This is a genomic window from Rhizobium acaciae, from assembly GCF_025941625.1.
GTDB lineage: Bacteria > Pseudomonadota > Alphaproteobacteria > Rhizobiales > Rhizobiaceae > Rhizobium > Rhizobium acaciae.
Window position 1 is genome coordinate 39,055 of the sequence record NZ_JAPCZO010000019.1, and the last position, 25,350, is coordinate 64,404.

A 25,350-nucleotide genomic window follows, 5' to 3' on the forward strand; every position below is an offset into this window, starting at 1 on the left:
ACGAGCGGCCGGTGCGTTGATGTCTTCACCTATCAGTTGAACACGACGCGCAATCACTCATCAGCCAAAAGCTGTTTTTGCCGACCCTTAGCTCAGGTGAAGCGCCTACAACTTTCCTGAAGTCGGCAAGGAGTTGTTCAAGTTTCGGGAGAATTCAGTTGAGCCGGCAGGTTGTCATCCTTATGCGCCTCACCTACCGTATTGTTTCGTAAACGATTCCGGGGACGATCATGGCCAATGCATTGCGAGCCAGCAAACCGCCCCTCATTCTGCGCGGACTGTTGGCCAGCGTCTCTGGCGCGGCTTTGATGGCGATGTCCGCAGGGGCGGCCCAAGCGGCTGACTGGCGCGGTTTGACAAGCAGCGACTGGACGGATGCGAGCAACTGGTCGGGAGGCGTGGTTCCCGGTGTCGGTACAGCCGTCAACATCAGCACATTTGGCGCACCGGGAAATACTCCGATCGTGCTCGGCGTTACAGCGCCCGCCAGCGCTTCGGTAGGGATAATCACGGTCGGACAAGGGAGTGCCGTCCCCGGCATTCTAACGATCCAGAATGGCAGCTCCTTGACCAGCTCTAGCAACTCCCGGCTGGGCGGAGCAGCCAATACTATCGGTATCGCCACCGTCACCGGACCGGGATCGCAGTGGACCACATCCGGCAATTTTCATATCGGCTTTCTCGGTACGGGCATCCTCAACATTGAGAATGGCGGACAATTCAACGCGGGCACCGCTATCCTTGGTAACTTCGCCAGCGCTTCCGGCACGCTCAACATCAGGAGCGGCGGCACGCTACAGGCTCAAACCTTGCGGGCCGGCGCCGGCGCGAGCCTAGGCAATTTCGACAATGGCATTCTGCGCGCGACAGCCGCTAACGCGACCTTCATCAACGGATTTACCGGCACCGAACTCAACCTGCTCGCCGGCGGGCTGACGATCGATACCGCAGGCTTTGCCGTGGGAACCGACGCGGGGTCGGGTTTTTCAGGTGTCGGCGGCCTGACCGTCACCGGCAGCGGGGTCTTCAGCCTGCTGGCAAACAGCATCTATACCGGAGAGACCCAGATCGACTTCGGCAGCAGCCTGGCCCTTACCGGCGCCGGCGCCATTGCCAGTTCCGGCCGGGTTGTCGCGGATGGCATCTTCGATGTTTCGGCCGCCACGACCCCAACCATCCAGAGCCTGGCGGGCAGCGGCAGCGTCCTACTCGGAGCCCAAACTCTGACGATCGCCAATGCCAACGACACTTTCGCGGGCGTCATCGGCGGCACGGGCGGACTGACCGTTACTGGCGGCAATCAGACGCTTTCGGGCATCAACACCTATACCGGCGCAACGACGGTGACCGGTGGCCGGCTCGCCGTCAACGGCTCGATCACCAGCCCGGTCACGACTTCGGGGGCCGGCATTCTCGGCGGCATCGGCACCATCTTCGGCGATGTGACCAATGCCGGCGTGCTGGCACCCGGCAATTCGATCGGCACGCTGACGATCGCAGGCAATTATACCGGGGCCGGCGGGACACTCGAGATCGAAACAGTCCTCGGCGGCGATGCCTCGCCATCCAACCGTCTGGTGGTGACGGGCAATACCGCGGGCACGACTGATGTCACGGTCGTCAATCTCGGTGGCGGCGGGGCGCAGACGGTCGAGGGCATCAAGATCATCGATGTCGGCGGCATATCAGCCGGCAACTTCTCGCTGCTCGGCGACTATGTATTCGAAGGTGATCAGGCCGTGGTCGGCGGGGCGTATGCCTACCGCCTCTACCAGGGCGGCGTCAGCACACCTGCCGATGGCGACTGGTATCTGCGTTCGACCGAGCTCGATGCCGCGGGCGTCGCGATCGGACCGATCTATGCGCCCGGTGTGCCGGTCTACGAGACCTATGCCGGCGTGCTGCAGAGCCTTAACCAGTTCGGCACGCTACGCCAGCGCACCGGTGGGTGGGTGCTCGACGGTGATCGATCCGCAGACCAGGACGGCAACACCGCCGCCACCGGGATCCAGACCCGCATCGGCGGTAACCGTTCGCACTTCGAGCCGGGAAGCTCGACCACCGGCACCGACTATGAGGTCAGCAGTTGGACGCTGCAGGCGGGCGTCGACGGAGTGCTGCGCGAAAGCGAGGCCGGTGCCCTGATCGGCGGGATCAACTTTCATACGAACACCGCTTCGGCCGACATCTCCTCGCGCTTCGGCAAGGGCGACATCGACACCACGGGCTATGGCTTCGACGGCACCTTGACCTGGTACGGCAAGAACGGCTTCTACGTCGATACGCAGGCTGCCGTCACCTGGTACGACAGCGACCTCAAATCCTCGACACTTCAAACTTCGCTCACCGACGGCAATGACGGCTTCGGTTATGGGCTCAGCATCGAAGCCGGACAGAAGATCGGCCTGACAGGCCAATGGTCGCTGACGCCGCAGGTGCAGCTCGCCTATTCGTCGGTCCGCTTCGACAGTTTCACCGATGCCTTTGGCGCCGATATCTCTCTTGACGACGGCGACAGCCTGACCGGCCGCCTCGGAGTCTCGGCCGATTTCGACAGCGAGTGGAAGGATGTCTCCGGAAAGACCAGCCGCTCGACCGTCTACGGCATCGCCAATCTCTATTATGACTTCCTCGACGGCTCAAATGTCGACGTCTCCGGGACCAGCGTCGTCAGCCAGAACCAGGCGCTCTGGGGCGGCCTTGGCATGGGCGGCTCGCTCAGTTGGGCGGATGAGCGTTATGCAGCCCACGGTGAAGCCTTTGCCCGCACCAGCCTCAAGGACTTCGGCGACAGTAGCGCCATCGGCGCCAAGATCGGGTTCAGCGTGAAGTGGTAGTGCCCTCATGCGCTTCCATCAACATCGCCATCTTCGTCGAGCTCATGCACCGGCAGATAGGTGTTCTTCTCCATCCACTCCCGGACGATGAACCTGATCGTGTCGTTGCGCGTCATGCCGGATTCGCCGGCCAAGTCGCGAAGAGCTTCTTCCACATCATCCTCCATCGACACGGCGCCGGAATTACGCAGCCGCAGCGCCGCGCGGCGAAGCATGATCTGCAGATCGGCGCGCGAGATATCTGCGATCCGATCGGCGGCGTCTTCGAGGAGAGTTGCGGTGTCGAGGGATGTCATGGTTTCACCTGCGCGCGGTCATTGGGGGTGGCGCAGCGAAATTGATGCCCCACCACGATTTGCCGGTCGAACGGACAGTCCATCCAAGCTGCCGGCCGTCCAAAGGCGCAGCCGCCGAGGAGAGAGGCGCCGGAAAATGCAAATGAAGCGGGTCATCAGATGCTACTCGTCAATCTCATTCCCATCATCGTCGTACTCCGCCCCGCGGTCAGAGTCCTCGACATAAGTCCGGCATCCCTCTTCAAAAGACGGTGAATTGCCCGAACAATCGTCCTCGCTTTGAATGCCGTTCTCCTCCGCCCATTGACAGCCGGCCCTGTGACCCTCGCAGTTTTCGACGCAGGAATTCCCGCCGAAGCTCTGCGCAAAGACCGGGGCTGCCAGGGTTGACACCAGCAGAGCGCTCGCAAACAGCGTCGCCATCACTCTGCGCACTACCAACCTCCCGGACGAGACATTGCGCTTCGCCCCCCGCACCTGTTGCCCGCGGCGTCATACTGCCAATCGAACTGGCAGTTGCCTGGATAGCGTCTCGTTGGAGTATATGCACCGCCGCCGCAGTTGCCGTTGGCGCATACAGCAGCAGCGGTTCCGACCAATGCAAGCCCCACGAGAACCGCGGCGGCCTGCCGTTGCTGGGCAACCATCCGCTCACATTCCAACATGCTCATCCCGCGTCGGTTTACTTCCGCCACGAGCTGGAATTGAAATGCTGGATCTTGCGTTTCCAGGGCCGTCTTGCAAAGGGCGGCTTTGCTCACAGCTGATGGCTTGTTGTTGAATTCAACCGGCGTCGTCGTGCAGCTCGCCAAGGCGAGCGACATCGCCACGACGCCGAAACGTCGAGCTAACAGATACATTTTCAAGGATAACCCCTCAGTTGCCCGCCGCCAGCATCGCAGAATTCGGTTCCACGTCAAAATGCATATTAATCTATCGTTAACGCAGCTTTAGGATGTAAGGCGAAGGCAGCCATTGGTTTACTGCCCATCCTGTCTTACTGTTTGCGCAAGGGCGGCGCCGTCCGACGAAGCAAATCTGGAGATCTGCTCGCGAGATCTACGATCGGGTCGGCGTCGTCCTCTCGGAAGGGCGCAATGCCGATCATGAGCTGGTTCGATGGTCCACATTTCGGAACGCGCGATCTTGATCTGCTTTGGCTTTGGCGATCCGGGCGCCGAGCCGGCCAAGGCGCGGGGCGAATATTTTCCGTCGGCACTGTCGATTTTCGCCTCAGCCGATCGTCCTTGTCATGATGTGCTGGCACCGCGGTCGTGGCTTCAGCACGTTCTCAGGCAACAGAAGGAGCTATTGTCATGGATAATCAGCATCTGGTCCCCGCCGCCGTGCTCGCGGCCAAGAACGGCGTCCGGTTTCCCAATGAGAGTAAGGAGTATCGCATTGCCCGCGACGCGCTGCTGGCCGAAGAGATCGAATTGCGCCGGCACATCGAGCGCGTGGCAAGACAGCGCCGGGCGTTGCCGCCAGGCGGCGAGGTCACGAAAGACTACCGCTTCGAAGGCAGCGACGGGCCGATCTCCTTCAGCGAGCTCTTCGCCGACAAGGAGACGCTGATCGTCTACAGCTACATGTTCGGCCCGCAACGCGAGCGTCCATGCCCGATGTGCACCTCTTTGCTGTCGGCCTGGGACGGCGAGGTGCCCGACATCCAGCAGCGCGCGGCCTTGGCCGTCGTCGCCCTTTCGCCGATCGGCAGGCTGCTCGCCTTCAAGAAGGAACGCGGCTGGCACCACCTGCCGCTCTATTCCGACACGACGGGCGACTATAGCCGCGACTATCACGCGATCGGCAGGGGTGGCGGCGATGACGCGGCCTTCAACGTCTTCACGCGCCGCGACGGCAGCATCCGCCATTTCTGGAGCCAGGAAATGGGCGAGGTGACGGCCGACCCGGGCGAGGATCCGCGCGGCGCACCAGACCTGATGCCGCTCTGGACCGTCATCGATTCGACGCCAGAAGGCCGGCCGGCGGACTGGTATCCGAAGCTGTCCTATTAAGAAGGCGGCGCCGACCGCCGTCAGCCGGTGGAGCGGTTTCTTGAGGGCTCGGCCCATTCGATGCTGGTGACCGCGTCATCCGGCAGCGGTGGCGGATCGATATCGTAGACATAGCCGGAGATCATGTCGGCGGCGCGTTCCGTCGCCTTGATCTTCGCCTCGGTTTCCGAGACCGCCTTGGAGATCGCCTCGATGCGGGCGCGGAACATATGGGCGAGCACGTCGCGGCCGGATTGTTTTTCGAGCCGCTCCAGATGCAGGCCGATTCGCGAGGCGTGGCGCTCCAGCTCGCTCTTGCTGAAACGTGCCTTGCGCAGTTCCTCGGAGAGGCTGTCCTGCATGACGGCGACGGGATCGAAACTTCCGGGTGCGCGTTCGTCGAGGACTGCGTCGGTGACGAGTTTCTCGATCATCACGAGCGCCTGCAATTCGGCCGCATCGGCGAATTCGACGTCATAGCCGGTATCGTCGTAGACCTTGCGCCGAACCGGATCGAGAAGCAGCCCATAGGCTTTCTGCAGATTGGCAAAGGCGTCCGAATCACCACCTGAATCGGGGTGGGCAACCTTTGCCAGGCGCCGATAGGCGGCCTTCAGTTGCGCCTCGTCGGCATCGCGTTCAACGCCTAAAATATCGTATGGATCCGTCACGCCTGCTCCCTTGCTCCCCGGCACGTTGCGGGCAGTCTAGGTTTTCTTCTGCATCAGAAGGGCAAAGTTTAGACCGAAACGAGGAATGACGTCCATGGCCCGAGATGGCGATGGTTTATGCACATTCTTCGCCAAACCCTCGATTGCTTAATGTTTTCAATTCGTTGTTCGAAGATCAGCCTGTGGTGATCGAAGCGAGATAACATCTGGCTTCGCCATCGATTTCCAGCGCGGTAGCAGTCGTGGCCTCGACCAGCAGCGCATCGCCGGCCGCAAGCGCGCCGGTCTCGCCGTCCCGCCGGAATGAGAGTGTGCCGCGATGGCAAAGCAACAGGCATGTCGAGGGCGAAAGCCGCACGGTCTTGCCGCCATCGACGTCGATGCGGATCAGCCTATGGGCGAGCCCGCCACGGCGCGTCATGACGTTGAGATCGGTGATCGCTCCGTCAGGGAGCCTGGCCGCGACGGCGATATCCGCCGGGAAGGCCAGCGGTTCGCTTGCCGTTGTCAGCAGCACCGGCGTGCTGCCTTCCACATCGAGCACCATGCCGTTGCCATCAAGGATCGCCAGCGTGCGGTCGATGCCGGGGAAGATCGAAAACGGGCCGTCCTCTGCGACCGTCGCCATGCTGATGCGCCAGTCGAAGTGGTTGATCGAAGCGCCGGGTGGAAAGACGGCGATCTCCACCGTCTCTCCCTTGCCGTTTTTCCAGGACATGCGTTTGTGATCGCCGGCGCGCAGGATCCTCACCGGGTTCAGTTCCCGAGAATGCCGGGCAGGCGCAGGCCCTTTTCCTTGGCGCAGTCGATGGCGATCTCGTAGCCGGCATCGGCGTGGCGCATGACGCCGGTCGCCGGGTCGTTCCAGAGCACGCGCTCGAGGCGTCTTGCGGCATCGTCCGTGCCATCGGCGCAGATGACCATGCCGGAGTGCTGCGAGAAGCCCATGCCGACGCCGCCGCCGTGATGCAGCGACACCCAGGTCGCACCCGACGCCGTGTTGAGCAGGGCGTTGAGCAGCGGCCAGTCGGAAACGGCGTCGGAGCCGTCCTTCATTGCTTCGGTCTCGCGGTTCGGCGAGGCGACGGAGCCGGAGTCCAGATGGTCGCGGCCGATGACGATCGGGGCGGAGAGTTCGCCTGTTCTCACCATTTCGTTGAAGGCAAGACCGAGCTTGTGGCGGTCGCCGAGACCTACCCAGCAGATGCGTGCCGGCAGGCCCTGGAAGGCGATGCGCTCCCTGGCCATGTCTAGCCAATGATGCAGGTGCTTGTTGTCAGGCAGCAATTCCTTCACCTTGGCATCGGTCTTGTAGATATCCTCCGGATCGCCGGAAAGGGCCGCCCAGCGGAAGGGGCCGATGCCGCGGCAAAACAGCGGGCGGATATAGGCCGGCACGAAGCCCGGGAAGGCGAAGGCGTTTTCGAGGCCTTCGTCCTTGGCGACCTGGCGGATATTGTTGCCGTAATCGAGTGTCGGAATACCGGCATTCCAGAAGGCGATCATCGCCTCGACATGCTCGCGCATCGAGGCGCGCGCTGCCTTTTCCACAGCCTTCGGATCGCTTTCGCGCTTCGCCTTCCATTCACCCATCGTCCAGCCCTTCGGCAGGTAGCCGTTGATCGGGTCGTGCGCCGAAGTCTGGTCGGTGACGATATCGGGGCGGATGCCGCGGCGGACCATCTCCGGCAGGATTTCGGCAGCATTGCCGAGCAGGCCGACGGACTTCGCCTCGCCGGCCTTGGTCCAGCGGTCGATCATCTCGAGCGCTTCATCGAGCGTCTCGGCCTTGGCGTCGACATAGCGGGTGCGCAGGCGGAAATCGATCGAGTCGGGATTGCATTCGACGGCAAGGCAGCAGGCGCCGGCCATGACGGCGGCGAGCGGCTGGGCGCCGCCCATGCCGCCGAGCCCGCCGGTCAGGATCCATTTGCCCTTGAGATTGCCGCCGTAATGCTGGCGGCCGGCCTCGACGAAGGTCTCGTAGGTGCCCTGCACGATGCCCTGGGTGCCGATATAGATCCACGAGCCGGCCGTCATCTGGCCGTACATCGCAAGGCCCTTCTTATCCAGCTCGTTGAAATGATCCCAGGTCGCCCAATGCGGCACGAGGTTGGAATTGGCGATCAGCACCCGCGGCGCATCCTTGTGAGTGCGGAACACGCCGACCGGCTTGCCGGATTGCACCACCAGCGTTTCTTCTTCCGTCAGCGTCTTCAGCGTCGCGACGATGCGGTCGAAATCCTCCCAGGTGCGGGCGGCGCGGCCGATGCCGCCATAGACGACGAGCTCGTTCGGATTTTCGGCGACATCGGGGTCGAGATTGTTCATCAGCATGCGCAGCGGCGCTTCGGTCATCCAGCTCTTGGCATTGAGGTCGTTGCCGCGGGGCGCGCGGACTTCGCGGATATTGTGGCGTGGATTGTTCATGGCGGTTCCCCTGTCGAGAGATCGTTATCGTTTCAGGCCTGGCGCAATCTGTTCGATGCGCACCAGAATGTTCTTGAGATGAACGCGAAGTCTGTCCGCCTTGGCGGCGTCGTAGGCAAAGGGTGGTGCCTCGGTCTTAAGATGCGTCGATTGCGCGAGCTCCATCTGGATCGCGTGCACGCCGGTTTCGGGGCGACCATAGTGGCGTGTCGTCCAGCCGCCCTTGAAGCGGCCGTTGAGCACGCCGTCGTAACCCTTGGCGGCTTCGACGACGGTGCGCGTCGCCTGTTCGATGGCGCTGTCGCAGGTCTTGCCCATGTCTGTGCCGATATTGAAATCCGGCAGTTTGCCTTCGAACAGGAAGGGAATGTGGGAGCGGATCGAGTGGCAGTCGTAGAGGATCGCGACTCCGTGGATTGCTCTCACGCGCTCGATCTCGGCGGCAAGTGCGGCATGATAGGGAGCATGAAAGTCGCGCAGCCGCGCCGCGATGTCGGCGTCATCGGGTGCGGCGTCTTCCTTCCAGATCGCCTTGCCGTCAAAATCCGTCTGGGGAACGAGGCCGGTGGTGTTCTGGCCGGGGTAGAGGCTGACGCCGGCCGGATCGCGGTTGGCGTCGATCACGTAGCGGTGGAAGGTGGCGCGCACGGTGGTGACATTGTCGAGCAGGCCATCATAGAGCCGGTCGATGTGCCAGTCGGTGTCGGCCAGCATCCTGCCATTGTCGTTGAGCCGGTCGGCGATCTCAGGCGGCACCTCGGTGCCGGTATGAGGAAAGCCGAGGATGACGGGGGAGGTGCCCTGGCGAATTTCGCATGGGACGGAGACTTTTTCCTTGATCGTCATCTCAGCTCTCCAATACCGGCAATATGCCAGATGAAACCGAGGCGTTCAGGGCGCCCGTCGCCACCAGTTCCGCGGCGGCGGCGAGGTCGTTTGCCATGTAGCGGTCGACGTCGAGGCTCGGGACCTTGGTGCGGATAGTGGCGATCGCCTTGCCAAGCTCCGGGCTCGTCGACAGCGGCGCGCGCAGTTCGACGCCTTGGGCGGCGGTCAGCGCCTCGATGCCGATGATGCCGAACAGGTTCTCGGTCATGCCGAGCAGGCGGCGGGCACCATGGCAGGCCATGGAGACATGGTCTTCCTGGTTGGCCGATGTCGGCGTCGAATCGACCGAGGCGGGGTGCGCCATCTGCTTGTTCTCGGACATCAGCGCCGCAGACGTGACCTCGGCGATCATCAGGCCGGAATTCAAGCCCGGCTTCTTGGCGAGAAAGGCCGGCAGGCCGTAGGAGAGGGTCGGATCGACGAGCAGGGCGATGCGGCGCTGCGAAATCGCGCCGATCTCGCAGACGGCAAGCGCGATCTGGTCGGCGGCAAACGCGACGGGTTCGGCGTGGAAATTGCCGCCGGAGACGACGGAATTGTCGGAGAGCACCAGCGGATTGTCGGTGACCGCATTGGCTTCGATTTCGAGGGTGCGGGCAACCGAGCGCAGCAGATCGAGGCAGGCGCCGTCGACCTGCGGCTGGCAGCGGATGCAATAGGGATCCTGCACGCGCTCGTCGCCCTCGATGTGGCTCTGGCGAATGATGGAGTTTTCGAGCAGGGCGCGAAGTGCCGCCGCCGTGTCGATCTGGCCCTTATGGCCGCGCAATGTATGAATATCCGGATGAAAGGGCGCCGAAGAGCCCATGGCGGCATCGGTGGACATGGCGCCGGTAATCAGCGCCGCCTGCGCGGCGCGATGGGCGCGGAAGAGGCCGGCGAGCGCCAGCGCCGTCGAGGTCTGGGTGCCGTTGATGAGAGCGAGGCCCTCCTTGGCGGCGAGCACCACTGGTTTCAGCCCGGCCCTTTCGAGGGCTTGCGCGCCCGGGAGGCGTTCGCCGGCGAAAAAGGCTTCGGCCTCGCCCATCATCACCGCCGCCATATGGGCAAGCGGGGCCAGATCGCCGGAGGCGCCGACCGAGCCCTTTTCCGGGATCAGCGGAATGACGCCCTTTTCCAGCATGGCTTCGATCAGCCGCACCAGCTCCAGCCGCACGCCCGAGGCGCCGCGTCCGAGCGAGACCAGTTTCAGCGCCATGATCAGCCGCACGATATTGTCGGGCAGCGGCGCGCCGACGCCGCAGCAATGCGACAGAATGAGATTGCGCTGCAAAGTGGTCACGTCGGCGCTGTCGATCTTGATCGAGGCGAGTTTGCCGAAGCCGGTATTGATGCCGTAGACCGGCGCATTGCCGGCGGCGATCTCGGCGATACGGGCAGCGGCCTTGGCGATCCCGGCATCGAAGGCGGGATCGAGCCTTGCCGGCACGCCGGTCCAGTAGATGATTTCCAAATCCTTGAGCGAGACGGAGCCCGGGTGGAGCGTGATGGTCATCGACCGTTCCTTTCGCCCTTGAAGACGCGTGCGTGAAGCGGGTTGAAGCCGATGCGATAGACGAGCTCGGCGAGGCTTTCGATATTCCAGACGGCGAGATCGGCGGATTTGCCGGGTTCGAGCGTTCCCGTCTTGTCGAGCAGGCCGAGCGCGCGGGCGCCTTCGCGGGTGGCGCCGGCGATGCATTCCTCGACGGTGAGGCCGAAAAGTGTTGCCGACATGTTCATGGTGAGCAACATCGAGGTGAGCGGCGAGGTGCCGGGATTGCAATCGGTGGCGATCGCGATCGGCACGCCTGCCCGCCGCAGCGCCTCCACCGGCGGCTTCTGCTTTTCATGGATGGCGTAGAAGGCGCCGGGCAGCAGCACGGCGACGGTGCCGGCTGCGGCCATTGCCGCGACGCCATCTTCGTGGAGATATTCGAGGTGATCGGCTGACAGTGCGCCATAGGACGCGGCGAGCTTGGCGCCGCCAAGATTGGAGAGCTGCTCGGCATGCAGCTTGACCGGCAGGCCGAGCGCCTTGGCCTTGTCGAAGACGCGGGCGATTTCGGTCGTGGAAAAGGCGATGCCCTCGCAGAAGCCGTCGACGGCATCGGCAAGGCCGAGGCCATGCATGTCGTCGAGACCGGGCAGGACGACATCATCGAGATAGTCGCCGTTGCGCCCCTTATATTCCACGGGCGTCGCATGGGCGCCGAGATAGCTGGTGGTGACGCGGACCGGACGCACATGGCCGAGCAGGCGGGCGCTCTGCAGCATCTTCACTTCACCGGTCCGGTTCAGCCCGTAGCCGGATTTGATCTCGATCGTGGTGACACCTTCGGCAAGCAGCGTGTCGAGCCGCGGCAGCGCCTGGGCGACAAGCTCCTCGACCGACAGCGCATTGGTTGCCTTCACCGAGGAGACGATGCCGCCGCCGGCCCGGGCGACTTCCTCATAGGTCGCGCCTGCCAGGCGCATTTCGAACTCGCGGGCGCGGTTGCCGCCGTGAACGATATGGGTGTGGCAGTCGACGAGACCGGGCGTTACCCATCGGCCTTCGAGATCGACGATGTCGGAATGTTCGATGGCCGATGCCGGCAGCTCGCTTTCGGCGCCGGCAAAGGCGATGCGGCCGTTTTCGATCAGCACGGCGCCTTTTTCGACGATGCCGAGCCCTTCCTTGCCAGGCGCCAGCGTGGCGAGCCGCGCATTGCGCCAAAGCACTGGGCGGGCTTCTGCGGGCGAGACTTCCTCTGAAAAAATGTTCCCGGTCATCAGCTTTGCGCCTTTCCTTATGCCAAAACATGTATATACATAATCGACAGGTGACAAGAGAAATTTTGTGCGCTTTTCTGGAAAAGAAAGATCGGCGGCACGGCAAGAGGAGAGGGAAGGTCATGACCACGCTTCACGCAGGCACGGCGCTGACGCCGCAGGGCTGGCAGAAGGACGTGCGGCTGACGCTTAAGGCCGGGCGCATCGAGCGGGTCGAAATCGGCACTGCTCCCGAGCCCGGCGATGAACGCCACGCTCTCCTCGTTCCCGCCATGGCGAACCTGCACAGCCATGCCTTCCAGCGGGCGATGGCCGGCCTTGCGGAAGTGCGCGGCCCGGCCAATGACAGCTTCTGGAGCTGGCGCACTGTCATGTACAAATTTGCCCTGGCGATGACGCCGGAGCATGTCGAAGCGGTCGCCGCCAAGCTCTATACAGAGATGCTGGAGGCCGGTTTTTCCCGCGTCGGCGAGTTCCACTATCTCCACCACGACAGGGATGGCGGCGCTTACGCCAATATCGCCGAGCTTGCCGAACGCATCGGCGCGGCAAGCGAAGAGGCCGGTATCGGCCTGACGCTGCTGCCGGTCTTCTATGCCCATTCCGGCTTCGGCGGAGCTGCCCCGATCGACGGCCAGCGGCGCTTCATCAATTCGCTCGAAAGCTTCGAAAGGCTGATGGAGGGGTGCCGGGCAGTGACCGGCCGGCTCGACGGCGCCGAGCTCGGGCTTGCGCCGCACAGCCTGCGCGCCGTAACACCCGACGAGCTCGCAAGGCTCGTGCCGATGGCGGGCGACGGTCCCATCCATATCCATGTCGCCGAGCAGGTGAAGGAGGTCGAGGACTGCATCGCCTGGTCCGGCGCGCGGCCGGTGGAGTGGCTGCTCGATCATGCGCCGGTCGATGAGCGCTGGTGCCTGATCCATGCGACGCACATGACCGAGGACGAAACACGGCGGATGGCGAAAAGCGGCGCGATCGCCGGCCTCTGCCCGATCACCGAAGCCAATCTCGGCGACGGCGCCTTTGCCGCACCGCTCTTCCTCGAAGAGGGTGGGCGTTACGGCATCGGTTCGGATTCCAACGTGCTGATCTCCGTGCCGGAGGAATTGCGCCAGCTCGAATATTCGCAGCGCCTGGCGCTTCGCGCCCGCAACGTCGTCGCAGCAACCGGCGGTTCGACGGCGCTTTCGCTATTCAGCCAAGCGCTTGCCGGCGGCGGTGCCGCGCTCAAAGCGCCGGCGGGTCTCGTCGAGGGCCATCACGCCGATATCGTTTCGCTCGATGCCACGGTCGTTCCTTATCTCGCAGGCGACCAGATCCTCGATCACTGGTTGTTTGCAGGCGGCATTTCCGTCGATTGCGTCTGGGCGCGCGGCCGCAAGCAGGTGGAGGGCGGACGCCATCTCAGGCGCGACGCGATCGACCGGCGATTCCTCGCTGTCATGGGTGAATTGCTGGCCGCCTGAAAAAGAGCTTTTCCTGTCCGGACATTCGAATGAGAGCAGTTCCAGCAAGAACGTGTAGTGGTTTTTCGTCCGGAATTGCGTAAAAACAAAGAGATAGCGGGAGACCAATCGGAACGTGGCGATGAACCAAAGCAGGGATCCCACCTTGCATCAGCGCATCCTCGGCGACATCGAGGGCCGTATCGTCTCGGGCGATTGGCCGCCGGGGCACCGCATTCCCTTCGAGGTCGATCTCGCCACGCAGTATGACTGCTCGCGCATGACGGTGAACAAGGTGCTGACCCAGCTTGCCAAGGCCGGCCTGATCGAGCGCCGCAAGAAGTCCGGCAGCTTCGTCACCCAGCCGCAGGCCCAATCGGCCATTCTCGAAATCCACGACATCAAGGCCGAGGTGCAGTCGCTGAACCTGCCCTATTCCTATGCGGTTTCGAAGAAGGTGAGCCGCAAGGCCAAGGCTGACGACAGCCGCCGTCTGGAACTGCCGGTGGCCTCCTCGGTCGTCGAGGTCGTCTGCATCCACAATGCCGGCGCGCGGCCCTTTTGCCTGGAGGAGCGGCTGATCAGTCTTGCGACGGTTCCTGAAGCCGCCAATGCCGATTTCCTGACGATGGCGCCGGGTCCCTGGCTGCTGAACCAAGTGCCGTGGAGCACGGCCGAACACCGGATCCATGCCGTCTCAGCTAGTGCCGAGGTGGCCGCCGTCCTCGACATAGCGCGCAACACCGCCTGCCTCGTGGTCGAACGCCGTACCTGGAGCGGCGCCGGCCCGGTGACGCATGTGCGCTTCACCTATCCGGGCGACCGTCACGCGCTCGTGGCGCGATTCACGCCGGCATCGTAATAAAGCGCCCGGTGCCCCGCGTCGTGGAGGCGGCCACTGGCGAAATGGGGGCGCTATGCCGCCTGCGATGCTCGGTTTCGATTTTGGACGATGATGGCGACCTCGGAAGAGTGACGCGTTCCCCATTCGCACAACGGGGCCAGAACATTGGCCAAGCTACGGCCGAAGTCGGTCAGTTCGTATTCCACGTGAGGCGGGACTGTCTGAAAGTCGATACGATGAATGACGCCGTCATCGACCATTTCCTTGAGATGCTGGATCAACATCTTCTCGCTCACATTGGTCACAAGCCTGCGAAGTTGACCGGTGCGCTTGGCCCCGCTGGCCAGGTGAAAGAGGATCAGCGGCTTCCATTTGCCCCCGAGGATCTCAAGAGCAGCTTCCAGACCGCATCTGTAGTTCGTCTCGGTCATTGTGATCTCCAAATTCGGACACTTACGAAATAGTTAGTACTGGTTTGCAGGTATGCTTGGTCTTACTTGAACCGAGCGACAGTGTCGACGGGCATCGTCCTTATCCATCCAAGCGCAAACCCGCGGATAGCGCTGCCAACACAGGTGAACAGACATGAAAAGTCTAAACCCTCCCTTGCTGGATCCAATCCGGCTGGGCGACGTCGACCTGCCCAACCGCATTGTCATGGCATCCATGACCCGCGCCAGAACGGACAACCCCGGCTTCGTCCCCAACGAGCTGCAGGCACGATATTACGCACAGCGCGCATCGGCCGGCCTTATCCTCACCGAAGGGACTTGGCCGAGCCGCGAAGGCGTCGGCTTCATAAATGTGCCGGGCCTCTACACTCAGGAGCAGGCCGACGGGTGGCGCTTAGTCACAGACGCCGTCCACGAGGCTGGGGGTCATATCTTCGTCCAACTCGGGCACATCGGATCATCATCGCATCCTGACCTGCTCGACGGCGCCTTGCCGCTGGCACCGTCGGCCGTGAACCCAGGTCTGAAAGCATACACACCGTCCGGGTTTCAAGACACCGTGACGCCCCAGGCTATGGACCTGAGCGATATCGCCCGGACTGTGGAAGACTATGCCAAAGCCTCCCGCCTGGCGCAGGCTGCGGGTTTCGATGGAGTCGAGCTACATGGCATCAGCACCTACCTGATCCCCACCTTCCTTTATGTCGGCCTCAACCAGAGAACGGATGACTATGGCGGCACGGCCGAAAATCGCGCCCGGTTTCCCCTTGAGATACTCGACGCCCTCGTCGACTCCTGGGCGCCAGGACGCGTTGGGATCAAGCTCAGTCCGGCTTTGACCGGCGTCGGCAATTTCATCGCTGACGCCGAGACATTGGAGACCTTCGAATATCTGGTCGGTCAATTGTCGAAGCGTCATCTTGCTTATCTGCACCTGATGAACCCCATAAGCGATCTGACTGGGACACAAGTGGAAATTCTCGGCCCCGGCGTCGCCAAGCATTTCAGGCCGCTTTATTCTGGCAGCCTGATTGCCAATGGCGGTTATACCTTTGAGACTGGCAATGCTCTGGTGCGCGATGGCTTCGCCGATGCTGTTGCATTTGGAGCGCCGTTTATCTCGAATCCGGACTTGGTCGAGCGCTTCTCCAATGATCTCAAACTCACCCCGAGCAATCCTGACACGTATTACAGCGGCGGAGCAGCAGGCTATGTCGACTATCCGACAGCGGCCGAGCAAGTCGGCGCGAGATAGGCCGTAAACTACTTTTCTTCATCGGGGAGCGGTGAGTTTTCGAGCCCGCCGCTGCCCGATGGGACTGGCTCAAAGCGTTAGGGTGGGGCGAGGCACCCGGGTCGATTTCGAACAGCTTCGTCGGGACGCTGCAACTCTAGCCTTCGGTCAAGATAACGGGACAGGCGCGATGCGAGGTCTTCCGAATGCCGTACCTGCCATCTGTAGTCTCTCGGCGACGTGCCGACTTTCCAGATCGTCGCGACGACGGCCGGCACAAGTCCTTCATCGAGCGCGCGGAGTCCCACGCCTGTACCATCTAGCATTCGATCCGACGGAGTGCACCGGACCCACTCCGCGGGAGGCAATTATCGCCTCGCAGAGATCTCCCGGCGACCATCACCGCCTGCCTCGTGGTCGAACGCCGTACCTGGAGCGGCGCCGGCGCGGTAACGCATGTGCGCTTCACCTATCCTTGCGATCGTCATGCGCTCGTGGCGCGTTTCACGCCGGCATCGTAACAAAGAGCCCCGGTCCAACCGGCTGGTACCCCGGTGACGAACCTGCTGGAGCTGTCGAAATCCCGCCCATGGCTGTCGGAACTGCTGGGCGTGAGGGGCGCAGGCAGCGTCATCGTCCGCCATGCGATCGCAGCAGGCGAGGCATAGCCGCCGATCCGGCAGATACGTGACCTCGCCTTTCAATACTTGCTGGCCGACCTATTAGGCGACTTCCGACGGCTTGCCGCTGGCAAGGTCCGAGGTCATATGGGCTGTTTTCTACGGCCATCTTTCCGATTACCTTTTCACCAGGTCTTCCACCGCCTCGGGGCCGAGAACCTTTTCGAGGGCTTTCACCCCGTTCTTGGGCAGTCTCGACAGGCCGCTGACGATGCCTTCTTTCCAGGCATCCCCGCGATCCCATGCTTCCTCCCAAGCATCCGCCAGTTCGCTGTCGTGGCGCGTCTCCACGAGGGCTTGGAAGAGCAAGGAGGCCTGCGTCAAGTCTTTGTCCGCCTTTACGCGCCCTAGAGTGTCTGTGCGCCTTCTTGAGGACACGATGAGCTTGTGGACAGCATATCTCTCGGGAGCGGGAACGAGGACGTTTATGCCTTCGCGGAAGAGAAGCACCGTGCGGACAGGTTCATAGATCAGGTAATCCAGGAACCGCAGGCTTTCCGCCGACGCGCCACCAAGGGCGGGCATAGGAGACGGCTTGCCCGTGTATTCGTCCGATCCCCGGTTTCCCGTTAGGAACTCCACCCGGTAGCCCTTGGCATTTTGGAATGCCACCACCTTCGCTTTGTCCGCCGGGTGCGGAACCGGCCGAAACTCGGGATCGACTGACTGGAGGACCTCTAGCACGGGCGGCAGACTGTCTTCGACCCCGGTTGAGATCGCGAAGTCCTGCGCGAAATCCGCATCGCCAGTCTGCATTGCCGACGATGGCAGTCGGACCCCTAGCATCCCCGCATAGGTGCTGAAAGCCACCGAGCCGATCAGGACTGCACGGAGACGGAACAATCCGGCGTCAGCAAGCGCCTTCGTCACGTCGCCCGCGAAGGGATCGGGACCCGGAAGGCCGGCACGGCGCAGAGTGCTAACCATCCGCCTTCGCTCACGCATGTTGTCCTTGATCTCCTTGTGAGCCTTCACCCGCGCCGTGATTGCCTCGTCGGTATGGGGACCGACATAGCTTCGCTTGTCCTTTCCCTCGGGAGTAGGGAGGTCGAAATACCAGTAATCGCGGTCCTTGACGGTGACGGTTACGAACCAGCCCTCCATGGGGAAGTCTGCCGCAGGTTGCGCATCGAGCGACCGCTGCGTTAGCTCCGCGAACATCGTCCTATAGCTGATGTCGATCTCTTTCAGCATTGGCGTCTCTTCCTTCTGGCGTGCGGCGGTTCTCTCGGCGACAGGTTCGGCCACGCCTTGTCAATGCGTTCTTGACTCCTTTTAAAAGTCGCCCGCGCTCACTTTCACAGGCCGTTATAAGTCTCTGCCAAAACCTTATAACCGGGGCCGCCTGATGCTATGGCGCAACAAAAACTCCGGTTTCCTCAGCCGATCCAACCGCTGGTGCCCCGGTGACGAACCTGCTGGATCTGTCGAAATCTGCTGGGCACGAGGGCCGCCGGCAGCGTCATCGTCCGCCATGCGATCGGCAAGACCCCTAAAAACCGGTGGTACGTCGCGGAGGCGGCAAGGGGCATGCGTTTCTTCTGCTGGAAGCGCGATCGGCCGCTGTTGGGTGGCTTGCACTCAAGCTCTGGCTGGCTGGGTGAATAAGGATTGGCCGAGGATCAGCTGACCGCGGCGGTGGTATTGGCCCGAAAGGTCGAGCAGAGAGCGATCACGGGCGACTGCTCGAAGCATATTGTGAAAGTGATTTATCGTTCAGGTGGACGGGAGGAAGCGACGGCCGCGCCGAGCTCTCGATCAGCCGCTCGTACTCCTGCTCCGGCACCCCGTAGCAGCCGCCGGCGATCTCGATCAGCATGTTGCGATCAAGGATGCGCACGTTGCCGCGCGTCGACTTGATGGCGTGCATGCCTTCCAGAATGTGCAGCTCATTGGTGACGCCCGCCCGCCTGACGCCCAGCATCAACGCCAGCAATTCATGCGTCAGTGGCAGATCATTGCCGCCGATGCGGTCGTGACACATGAGCAACCAGCGCGCCAGCCGCTGGTGCGTGGTGAACTTGGCGGCGGCCAGCGCGCTGTGTGCAAGCTGAATCTCGCAGGTGTGAACATAACGCAGCAGCAATCGCCGCGCCTCGGCGTGCTCAAGGATTGGGACAAACTCGGGGGTGGCGACCTGAAGCCCGTGGCCCGACACCTGCATGAAGATATAATTCGGCGTCCGGTCAACGCCGAGAACGACGGGGTACCCGGCAATCCCCTCGCGCCCGATGTGGCGGATTTCGGCGCTTTTGCCGTCAGCGCTCTCAGCGACCATCGAGGCAAGACCGCTTTCAAGAAAATAGACATGTTCGATCGGCTTGCGCGCTCGCACAAGCAGATGTTTCACAGGAAGATCGACAGGTTCAAGCAGCGGCGCGAGAAGCTCGAATGCATCATCGGGAAATCGCCGCAACAGTCTGTTCTTGATCTGGCTCCGTGTGATCATTGCCCTGATCCTCCAAGCTTGGAGGATCAACGTGACATGTAGTGTTGCGTTTCATCCCCGTCGTGCTCTGTCCGTTTCTGACAATAGCAACGACCAGGCGCCCGCCCGCAGGCGCTAGTTTAACTGAACCGTCGACCGGAAAGGAACCGTCGCGACCGCCGTGCCGTCTTCCGTCGTGATCTCGAATACGCCTCCGTCCGCGGGTTCACCCATGCGGATTCGCTCCGCCACGATTTCGCGGGCGGCGGCGGTTGCTTCCTCGCATGCCTGTTCCGGTGAGGCCAGGTCTATGCCCTCCAAGTCTTCCTCGAAGACATCGTTCCTGCGGACGTGGAAAAAATACTTCGGCATGGTTTGCTCCATCAACAGAGACCCTACCTCTGGTGAGGCAAGATGTTCCGACCGCCTTCGCCCAGGCGACCGCCGCGTCATTTCGACGTCAGGCCGCGTATGCGCGTCAAATGCATACGAAGGTCCGGCAGGATCTTTGCAGCCGTTCGCTTAAGTTGCCCGTCCGGCCCCTGCTTTGAATAGCTGTCGAAGAGATTGACCGCTTCCTCGTGTGAGGTCACCTGAGTGGAAAGGTAGGCTTGGTCGAGATTGGCTGCGTCGCTTTGCCGAAGGGCGGTCAGCTTGGCAGTATGCTCCGCGTCGAGAGCGGCGGGCAGTTCGATGCCGTCCCGTTCTGCGGCATCGCCCAGCAAGGGTCCCGCCTTGCCGTGATCCCTGATCATGTCCTGGGCGAACTGTTTGGCGTCATCGGCCTTTCCTCCGGCAATCTCGATCTTCGCAGCCTCGATCTCGAACATGTTGGAGTTCGCGGCCTTCGCCGCGAAGTCGGTTGCGTGCTGCTTGGCAGCGTCGTCTGCCGCCGATGCGCAAAGTGCAGTCAAGCAGACGAAAACGGAGGTGAGAACGATGTTCATAGCGGGCTCCATACAGGCATTGCCGGCTCGAACCTCCGCGCGTGGCAAATGTTCCAGATTTTTTGCCGAACCGCAATCGGCTCTACAAGTGGGCGAAGGGAACTTCTGGATCCGGCCGCGGTTGTTGCGGTTCACCCCAAAGGGAGTTTCCATGATGACGAATTCCAACCACCAGCCCCAACACCAGCCCGAGCAAGTGACCGAGAACGCAACGGACGCGAGACAGGGGCGATACGGCACGCCCGTGCTTGCGGTGCTCGCCAGTGCTCTCGTGCTGGCGATGATTGCCTGGGGCGCGGCAGAGATCTGGGGGGAAAGCATCGACACCGATCCTAAACCCACGGCATCGACAGCCCCAGATCCAATCAATGCCCAGCCGCATGGCGCCGGAACCTTCGACAACAACCCGGCTGGCGGCGGTAGCCGGCCGCCTGAAGCTACCGATCGTGATCCTACGCCTGAAGGCAATGGCGGCGGGCCGACGATGGTTACGACGCCCAGCGGCACCGAGAAAATCCGCTAATGCAAAGGACAAAGCCGCCGCATCGCCGGCGGCTTGATAGGCATATCCCGACGCCCTGACGCAACTAGGGAGAAGAAAATCCGGATCGAAGTTCGGTAAGGCAGGAAGGCCGCCCAATTGATGGAGCGATCATGTGGAAAACCGCGTTCGTTGGCGGCCTTCTTCCTATGTGCCACTAGGATTATATCATGATTTCCCCGCCGGTTACCGGGATGATGGCTCCGGTCATGTAGCTGCCGAGATCTGAAGCGAGCAGGACGTAGGCTCCCGCAAGCTCCGCAGGCTGCCCAGCCCGCCCGATCAGTGCATTTCTTCCAAAGTTAGCAGCTTTTTCGGCCGGCATTGTCGAGGGTATGAGCGGCGTCCAGATCGGGCCGGGCGCGACCGCATTGACGCGGATGCCTCGCTCGCCGAGCATCTCCGCAAGTCCCGCCGTAAAGTTGGAAATGGCTCCTTTCGTTGATGCATAGGCTAGCAGCTGGGGCGACGGTTGGCGCGACTGGATGGAGGTGGTGTTGATGATGGCACTGCCTGGCGCCATGTGCGGGATCGCCGCCTTCGCGAGAAAGAAAGGTGCATAGATGTTTGTGCGAAAGGTCTCGTCCCACTCTTCGGCATCGATATCGGAAATGTCCTCACAAGTGCGCTGAAAAGCGGCGTTGTTTACCAAAATGTCGATACCGCCCAACTCATCGACGGTCCGCTGCACGAGTACTTTGCAGTGATCTTCCGACTTGATGTCGCCGGAGACGATGACAGCTTTGCGACCTGCTTCCCTGACCCATTTCGCGGTGTCGTTGGCGTCCTCGTCCTCGCTCAAATATGAGATCACCACATCCGCGCCCTCTCGAGCAAAGGCGATCGCCACGGCTTTGCCAATGCCCGAATCCGCACCAGTAATAAGCGCAGCTTTACCATCGAGCTTTCCGCTTCCCCTGTAGGATTTCTCACCATGGTCCGGGACAGGCTGCATGGCCGCGGTCTGGCCAGGCGGCTTCTGCTGCTGCGCAGGATAGGGCGGCGTCGGACGGCGCGTTTCGTCGGTCATCGTTACGGTCTCCTTGATGGTTGCAAAACGGCAAACATCCCCAAGCGGTAACGCTTCCCCGAGGGAACCGTTCTTTTATCCCACTCGAGCAGTCCGATTGTTGGCTGTCTCTCAACTTCTCGCTATCGGTGTAGGAGGCACCGCCAATGAGCTTGGCGCATGAATCACGATTAGATAATTGGACAGCAAGCTGCCACCGATCAATTATCCGGGTGCGGCTTGATCCCCAGTGTCGCAGCAGCGATCGACTGCCGCTCAGCTCAACGGTTCAGCTCACGCTCCATCTCAGCACAGCTTCCAAGAATCTCGTCAAAAGATGGCGCGCCTTCCCCAACGATCTGGCTGTCCTGCATTATTACCTAGTCGTCCCGAAGCTTTTTGAGAGCTGAAGTCCCATATACAACGTCGCGGTGTTTTCATTCATCGAACATCTTGCCGCTGCGCGCTTCCAGCCGGTAGCGGTGGCCGGGATAGACGAGGCGGGCGGTTGAGACCACCTGCTTCGCCGACCATGTGCGCCGGCGGATCGTCAGGCAAGGTTCGGTCTTCATGATGGTCAAGAGCTTGCATTCCCAGGCCTGCGGCATCGCCGCCTCGACGACATGCTCGGAGCCGCTGAGCGGGGCCGCGGCCGTCAGATAGGCGTTCGGTGTCAGCGTCGAAAAATCCTGAGCGAGATATTCCGGGGCGGCTTCTGGATGGACGAAGCGGTCCTCGATCTGCACCGGAACGCCATTTTCGCTGTGGACGATCAGCGAGTGGAAAACCGCAGCACCAATCGGCAGTTCGAGCGCGTCGGCAACCTCGGGAGAGGCGGTTTCCTGGGCGAGAACGACGACGGCGGCCTCATGGACATGGCCGCGTTCGGCGATTTCCTCGGCAATGTTGCGGACTTCGAACAGTGCCGAATAGCCCTTGCGCTCGGCGACGAAGGAGCCGACGCCCTGGATGCGGATGAGTTCGCCCTCGTTGGCAAGTTCGCGCAGCGCCCGGTTGGCAGTCATCTTGCTGACGCCCAACTCGACGACCAGCTCGTTTTCCGACGGCACCCGATATTTCGGCGGCCACTCGCCGCTCTGGATCCGGTCAAGGATCACCTGCTTGACGCCGGCATAGAGCGGGGTGCTGTCATTTTCCGCCAGTTCGCGCTTCATCTCGCCGGGACGTTTCATTGCCTATTCCTTTTGCACGAATGGAATTCGCCACATAAATCGACTTTCCCTCTTGCATATCACAAAATATCTCATATGGTACCATATACAAGTCCCCAATCGGTTCTTTGAGAAAAATAGGACAGGAAAGGGCAAGCCGGCGAAGATCGGCCGTGGTGCCGCAAGGTCTGTTTCAACTCCAGAGGAGAATTCACAAATGAAATTCAGCGCAATCCTGCTTTGTGGCGTGGCGGCTTTTTCCGCCTTCGCCGCGCCTGCCTTTTCCAAGGACTGGACGAAGGCGACGATTACTCTCGAAGGCGCCTATGCGCCCTGGAACCTCACCAATGCCGACGGCACGCTCGGCGGCTTCGAGCCGGAACTCGCCAAGGTGCTGTGCGAACGCGCCAAGATCGAGTGCACGCTGGTCGCCTCCGATTGGGACGGCATGATCCCGGCGCTCAACGCCGGCAAGTTCGACGTTATCATGGATGCGCTGTCGATTACCGAAGAGCGCAAGAAGATCATCGACTTCACCATTCCCTATGCCGCCACGCCCGCCGCCTTCGCCGCCGCCAAGGATAGCCCGCTGGCGAACGCCGCCGGCACCGGCGCCACGATCAAGATGACGCCCGGCCAGACCGGCGTGAAGGAGATCGACGCGCTGAAGGAAGTCTTCAAGGGCAAGACGATCGGCATCCAGGCGGCCACCGTCTACGCCAAGTTCGTCTATGACAATTTCGGCGACATCGCCGAGATCCGCGAATACAAGACCGGCGCCGATCGCGATCTCGACCTGCAGAACGGCCGTATCGACCTCGGCTTCGATGACGCCGTCTATTTCGCCAACGCATTCAAGGCCGCCAACGACACGCTCGCCTTCACCGGCCCGGAGATCGCCGGCTCGATCTGGGGCGAGGGTGAAGGTCTCGGCCTGCGCAAGGCCGATACCGACCTGCGCGACAAGTTCAACGAGGCGATCAAGTCGACGCTTGCCGACGGCACGGTCAAGACCCTGTCGATGAAGTGGTTCAAGATGGACGTCAGCCCGCAGCAGTAAGCGTTTCGGCCTTTCGGCCGCATACACCTGTCTCCGGCTTTATCGCCGGAGACAGCATGCTCGAACAGGATGATTTTAGGCCGGGTCGGCCCAAAATCTGAATCCTGTTCTAAATGAGAGAGCTAGAGCATGATGTCGTCCGAAAACCGCTGACACTTTTCGGCATCATGCTCTGGTGTCAATCCGCAAAACACTGCCACGGACGGGGAACGGACGATATGGCAAGCTTGGAACTGCTCGGCTTCGGGTCGACGGGATGGGGCGCGCTGCTCATTGCCGCCACCTTGATGACGCTGGCCGTCACGGCAACGGCGCTGGCGATCGGCGCGGTGCTCGGCGCGATCGTCGCGGCGGCGAAACTCTCCGGAAATCTTATCCTCGTCACGCTCGGCAACGTCTATACGACCGTGTTTCGCGGCGTGCCCGAACTGCTGATCATCTATCTCATCTATTTCGGCGGCTCCTCGGCCGTCACCGCGATCGGCAAGGCAATGGGTTACGAGGGTTTCCTCGGCTTGCCCTCCTTTATCGCAGGCGCGCTTGCCGTCGGCATCATTTCCGGCTCCTATCAGGCGGAGGTGTTCCGCGGCGCCTTCCTTGCCATCTCCAAGGGCGAGCTCGAAGCCGCCTCGGCGATCGGCATGCATCGCGGCATGCGCCTTCGCCGCATCATCATGCCGCAGGTGTTTCGCCTCGCCATTCCCGGCCTCGGTAACGTGTGGCAGCTCAGTCTCAAGGATTCTGCGCTGATCTCCGTCACCGGGCTTGCCGAGCTGATGCGAACCAGCCAGGTGGCGGCAGGCTCGACCCGGCAATATTTCTTGTTCTTCATCGCCGGCGGCTGCCTCTATCTACTCCTGACCAGTCTTTCGGACCGCGTCTTCAACGGGGCGGAGCGCCGCGCCAACCGCAGCATGCCGGCATCGGCCATGGGCCAGGCGTAAGGAGGCGACAATGGATTTCACCTTCATCGCCTCGACCCTGGTCACCCTGCTCAAGGCCGTACCGACGACGCTCATCCTGTTTTCGCTGTCGATCATCACAGGTGGCCTGCTGGCGCTCGTCATCGTCTGGATGCGGACCAGCGGCAATCCGGTGCTTTCTAGATTCGCCAAGGGTTACATCTTCATCTTCCGCGGCTCGCCGCTTTTGATCCAGATGTTCCTGGTGTTCTACGGCCTCGGCCAGTTCGGCTTCATCCGCTATTCCTTCCTCTGGCCGTTCCTGCGCGAGCCGATGGTCTGCGCCGTGCTGTCGCTGGCGCTCTGCACCGCCGGCTACACGGCGGAGATCTTCCGTGGCGGCATTCGCGCCGTCTCGCCGAAGGAGATCGAAGCGGCGCGCTCGATCGGCATGTCCGGCTTCCTGCTGGTCCGCCGTATCCTGGCGCCGATCGCCTTCCGCCACGCGCTGCCGGCCTATTCCACCGAGATCGTGCTGATGATGAAGTCGACGGCGCTCGCAAGCCTCGTCACCGTCTGGGAAGTGACCGGCGTCGCCCAGCGGCTGATCTCGCAGACCTACCGTACGATGGAAGTCTTTCTCTGCGCGGCGATCATCTATCTCGTCCTCAACTTCATCATCCTGCAGGGCATGGCTCTGCTCGAATATTCGCTGTCCCGACACCGCCGCGCCGCCCCGCAGGCGCTGAAGGCGTAAGCG

General features: G+C 62.0%; 25 protein-coding genes and 1 pseudogene. 10 read left to right on the forward strand and 16 right to left on the reverse strand.

What is annotated here, in order from left to right:
- Positions 1 to 230: 230 nt before the first annotated feature.
- Entirely contained in the window at positions 231 to 2,837 is a 2,607-nt protein-coding gene (locus OLZ32_RS26915; RefSeq protein WP_264423589.1) for an autotransporter family protein, read from the forward strand.
- A gap of 5 nt (positions 2,838 to 2,842) precedes the next feature.
- On the opposite strand, the gene OLZ32_RS26920 is transcribed toward OLZ32_RS26915, so the two are convergent.
- From OLZ32_RS26920 to OLZ32_RS26930, 3 genes are all read right to left on the reverse strand, one after another.
- Positions 2,843 to 3,133: a CopG family transcriptional regulator gene (locus OLZ32_RS26920; RefSeq protein WP_264423592.1), complete on the reverse strand. Its 291-nt coding sequence runs from the start codon at positions 3,131 to 3,133 to the stop codon at positions 2,843 to 2,845.
- Positions 3,134 to 3,295: 162 nt separating this feature from the next.
- Positions 3,296 to 3,568, reverse strand: coding sequence for a hypothetical protein (locus OLZ32_RS26925; protein ID WP_264423594.1), 273 nt, complete (start codon positions 3,566 to 3,568; stop codon positions 3,296 to 3,298).
- Positions 3,568 to 3,993 (reverse strand): hypothetical protein, encoded by a 426-nt coding sequence (locus OLZ32_RS26930; protein ID WP_264423770.1) that lies wholly within the window; start codon positions 3,991 to 3,993, stop codon positions 3,568 to 3,570. Before OLZ32_RS26930 ends, OLZ32_RS26925 begins: the two co-directional genes overlap by 1 nt.
- A gap of 456 nt (positions 3,994 to 4,449) precedes the next feature.
- On the opposite strand from OLZ32_RS26930, the gene OLZ32_RS26935 reads away from it, so the two are divergent.
- Positions 4,450 to 5,151: a DUF899 family protein gene (locus OLZ32_RS26935; protein WP_264423595.1), complete on the forward strand. Its 702-nt coding sequence runs from the start codon at positions 4,450 to 4,452 to the stop codon at positions 5,149 to 5,151.
- A gap of 20 nt (positions 5,152 to 5,171) precedes the next feature.
- Here OLZ32_RS26935 and OLZ32_RS26940 read toward each other — a convergent pair whose 3' ends face one another.
- The 6 genes from OLZ32_RS26940 to hutI form a co-directional block, all read right to left on the reverse strand.
- Positions 5,172 to 5,801, reverse strand: coding sequence for a J domain-containing protein (locus OLZ32_RS26940; protein ID WP_264423597.1), 630 nt, complete (start codon positions 5,799 to 5,801; stop codon positions 5,172 to 5,174).
- 175 nt (positions 5,802 to 5,976) lie between these two features.
- Positions 5,977 to 6,552, reverse strand: a complete 576-nt coding sequence (locus OLZ32_RS26945) for a HutD/Ves family protein (RefSeq protein WP_264423599.1) — start codon at positions 6,550 to 6,552, stop codon at positions 5,977 to 5,979.
- A 5-nt stretch (positions 6,553 to 6,557) separates the two neighbouring features.
- On the reverse strand, positions 6,558 to 8,231 hold the full coding sequence (gene hutU / locus OLZ32_RS26950; RefSeq protein WP_131601806.1) for a urocanate hydratase: 1,674 nt from the start codon (positions 8,229 to 8,231) through the stop codon (positions 6,558 to 6,560).
- 24 nt (positions 8,232 to 8,255) lie between these two features.
- The gene (hutG, locus tag OLZ32_RS26955) at positions 8,256 to 9,077 is read right to left on the reverse strand and encodes an N-formylglutamate deformylase (protein WP_264423602.1); all 822 of its coding nucleotides are present in this window, start codon (positions 9,075 to 9,077) and stop codon (positions 8,256 to 8,258) included.
- Between the two features lies 1 nt (position 9,078).
- A complete protein-coding gene (hutH, locus tag OLZ32_RS26960; RefSeq protein ID WP_264423604.1) occupies positions 9,079 to 10,614 on the reverse strand; it encodes a histidine ammonia-lyase in 1,536 nt (511 codons plus the stop codon).
- Positions 10,611 to 11,873: an imidazolonepropionase gene (gene hutI / locus OLZ32_RS26965; RefSeq protein ID WP_264423606.1), complete on the reverse strand. Its 1,263-nt coding sequence runs from the start codon at positions 11,871 to 11,873 to the stop codon at positions 10,611 to 10,613. The genes hutH and hutI overlap by 4 nt, the downstream gene beginning before the upstream one ends.
- Before the next feature lie 122 nt (positions 11,874 to 11,995).
- Here hutI and OLZ32_RS26970 point away from each other — a divergent pair, with 122 nt between their 5' ends.
- Together OLZ32_RS26970 and hutC (OLZ32_RS26975) are read left to right on the forward strand one after the other, a co-directional pair.
- Positions 11,996 to 13,342: a formimidoylglutamate deiminase gene (locus OLZ32_RS26970; protein ID WP_264423608.1), complete on the forward strand. Its 1,347-nt coding sequence runs from the start codon at positions 11,996 to 11,998 to the stop codon at positions 13,340 to 13,342.
- A gap of 121 nt (positions 13,343 to 13,463) precedes the next feature.
- The gene (gene hutC / locus OLZ32_RS26975; protein ID WP_264423610.1) at positions 13,464 to 14,183 is read left to right on the forward strand and encodes a histidine utilization repressor; all 720 of its coding nucleotides are present in this window, start codon (positions 13,464 to 13,466) and stop codon (positions 14,181 to 14,183) included.
- Between the two features lie 53 nt (positions 14,184 to 14,236).
- On the opposite strand, the gene OLZ32_RS26980 is transcribed toward hutC (OLZ32_RS26975), so the two are convergent.
- Positions 14,237 to 14,596, reverse strand: a complete 360-nt coding sequence (locus OLZ32_RS26980) for a winged helix-turn-helix transcriptional regulator (protein WP_264423612.1) — start codon at positions 14,594 to 14,596, stop codon at positions 14,237 to 14,239.
- A 154-nt stretch (positions 14,597 to 14,750) separates the two neighbouring features.
- On the opposite strand from OLZ32_RS26980, the gene OLZ32_RS26985 reads away from it, so the two are divergent.
- Positions 14,751 to 15,872 carry an alkene reductase gene (locus tag OLZ32_RS26985; protein WP_264423614.1) on the forward strand — a complete coding sequence of 374 codons (1,122 nt, stop codon included), beginning with the start codon at positions 14,751 to 14,753 and terminating at the stop codon, positions 15,870 to 15,872.
- Positions 15,873 to 16,252: 380 nt separating this feature from the next.
- Positions 16,253 to 16,372: pseudogene (locus OLZ32_RS26990) on the forward strand (histidine utilization repressor); the annotation flags it as partial.
- Positions 16,373 to 16,648: 276 nt separating this feature from the next.
- Here the strand turns inward: OLZ32_RS26990 and OLZ32_RS26995 are convergent.
- The 4 genes from OLZ32_RS26995 to OLZ32_RS27010 form a co-directional block, all read right to left on the reverse strand.
- Positions 16,649 to 17,725, reverse strand: a complete 1,077-nt coding sequence (locus tag OLZ32_RS26995; protein WP_264423616.1) for a nucleotidyltransferase family protein — start codon at positions 17,723 to 17,725, stop codon at positions 16,649 to 16,651.
- Positions 17,726 to 18,203: 478 nt separating this feature from the next.
- Positions 18,204 to 18,980 (reverse strand): Crp/Fnr family transcriptional regulator, encoded by a 777-nt coding sequence (locus tag OLZ32_RS27000; RefSeq protein WP_264423618.1) that lies wholly within the window; start codon positions 18,978 to 18,980, stop codon positions 18,204 to 18,206.
- A gap of 114 nt (positions 18,981 to 19,094) precedes the next feature.
- Positions 19,095 to 19,331, reverse strand: coding sequence for a DUF6894 family protein (locus tag OLZ32_RS27005; RefSeq protein WP_264423620.1), 237 nt, complete (start codon positions 19,329 to 19,331; stop codon positions 19,095 to 19,097).
- A gap of 77 nt (positions 19,332 to 19,408) precedes the next feature.
- Positions 19,409 to 19,906 carry a DUF4142 domain-containing protein gene (locus OLZ32_RS27010; protein ID WP_264423771.1) on the reverse strand — a complete coding sequence of 166 codons (498 nt, stop codon included), beginning with the start codon at positions 19,904 to 19,906 and terminating at the stop codon, positions 19,409 to 19,411.
- Between the two features lie 154 nt (positions 19,907 to 20,060).
- Between OLZ32_RS27010 and OLZ32_RS27015 the strand changes: the two genes are divergently transcribed.
- Complete coding sequence (locus tag OLZ32_RS27015; RefSeq protein ID WP_264423774.1) at positions 20,061 to 20,429, forward strand: hypothetical protein; 369 nt, start codon at positions 20,061 to 20,063, stop codon at positions 20,427 to 20,429.
- Positions 20,430 to 20,610: 181 nt separating this feature from the next.
- On the opposite strand, the gene OLZ32_RS27020 is transcribed toward OLZ32_RS27015, so the two are convergent.
- Complete coding sequence (locus tag OLZ32_RS27020; RefSeq protein ID WP_264423622.1) at positions 20,611 to 21,477, reverse strand: SDR family oxidoreductase; 867 nt, start codon at positions 21,475 to 21,477, stop codon at positions 20,611 to 20,613.
- A gap of 416 nt (positions 21,478 to 21,893) precedes the next feature.
- Positions 21,894 to 22,649, reverse strand: a complete 756-nt coding sequence (gene hutC / locus OLZ32_RS27025; protein ID WP_264423624.1) for a histidine utilization repressor — start codon at positions 22,647 to 22,649, stop codon at positions 21,894 to 21,896.
- Between the two features lie 196 nt (positions 22,650 to 22,845).
- Between hutC (OLZ32_RS27025) and OLZ32_RS27030 the strand changes: the two genes are divergently transcribed.
- From OLZ32_RS27030 to OLZ32_RS27040, 3 genes are all read left to right on the forward strand, one after another.
- Complete coding sequence (locus tag OLZ32_RS27030) at positions 22,846 to 23,688, forward strand: transporter substrate-binding domain-containing protein (protein ID WP_003548669.1); 843 nt, start codon at positions 22,846 to 22,848, stop codon at positions 23,686 to 23,688.
- Positions 23,689 to 23,906: 218 nt separating this feature from the next.
- Positions 23,907 to 24,632 carry an ABC transporter permease gene (locus tag OLZ32_RS27035; protein ID WP_003548670.1) on the forward strand — a complete coding sequence of 242 codons (726 nt, stop codon included), beginning with the start codon at positions 23,907 to 23,909 and terminating at the stop codon, positions 24,630 to 24,632.
- A 10-nt stretch (positions 24,633 to 24,642) separates the two neighbouring features.
- Positions 24,643 to 25,347: an ABC transporter permease gene (locus OLZ32_RS27040; RefSeq protein WP_029872202.1), complete on the forward strand. Its 705-nt coding sequence runs from the start codon at positions 24,643 to 24,645 to the stop codon at positions 25,345 to 25,347.
- Positions 25,348 to 25,350 lie beyond the last annotated feature (3 nt).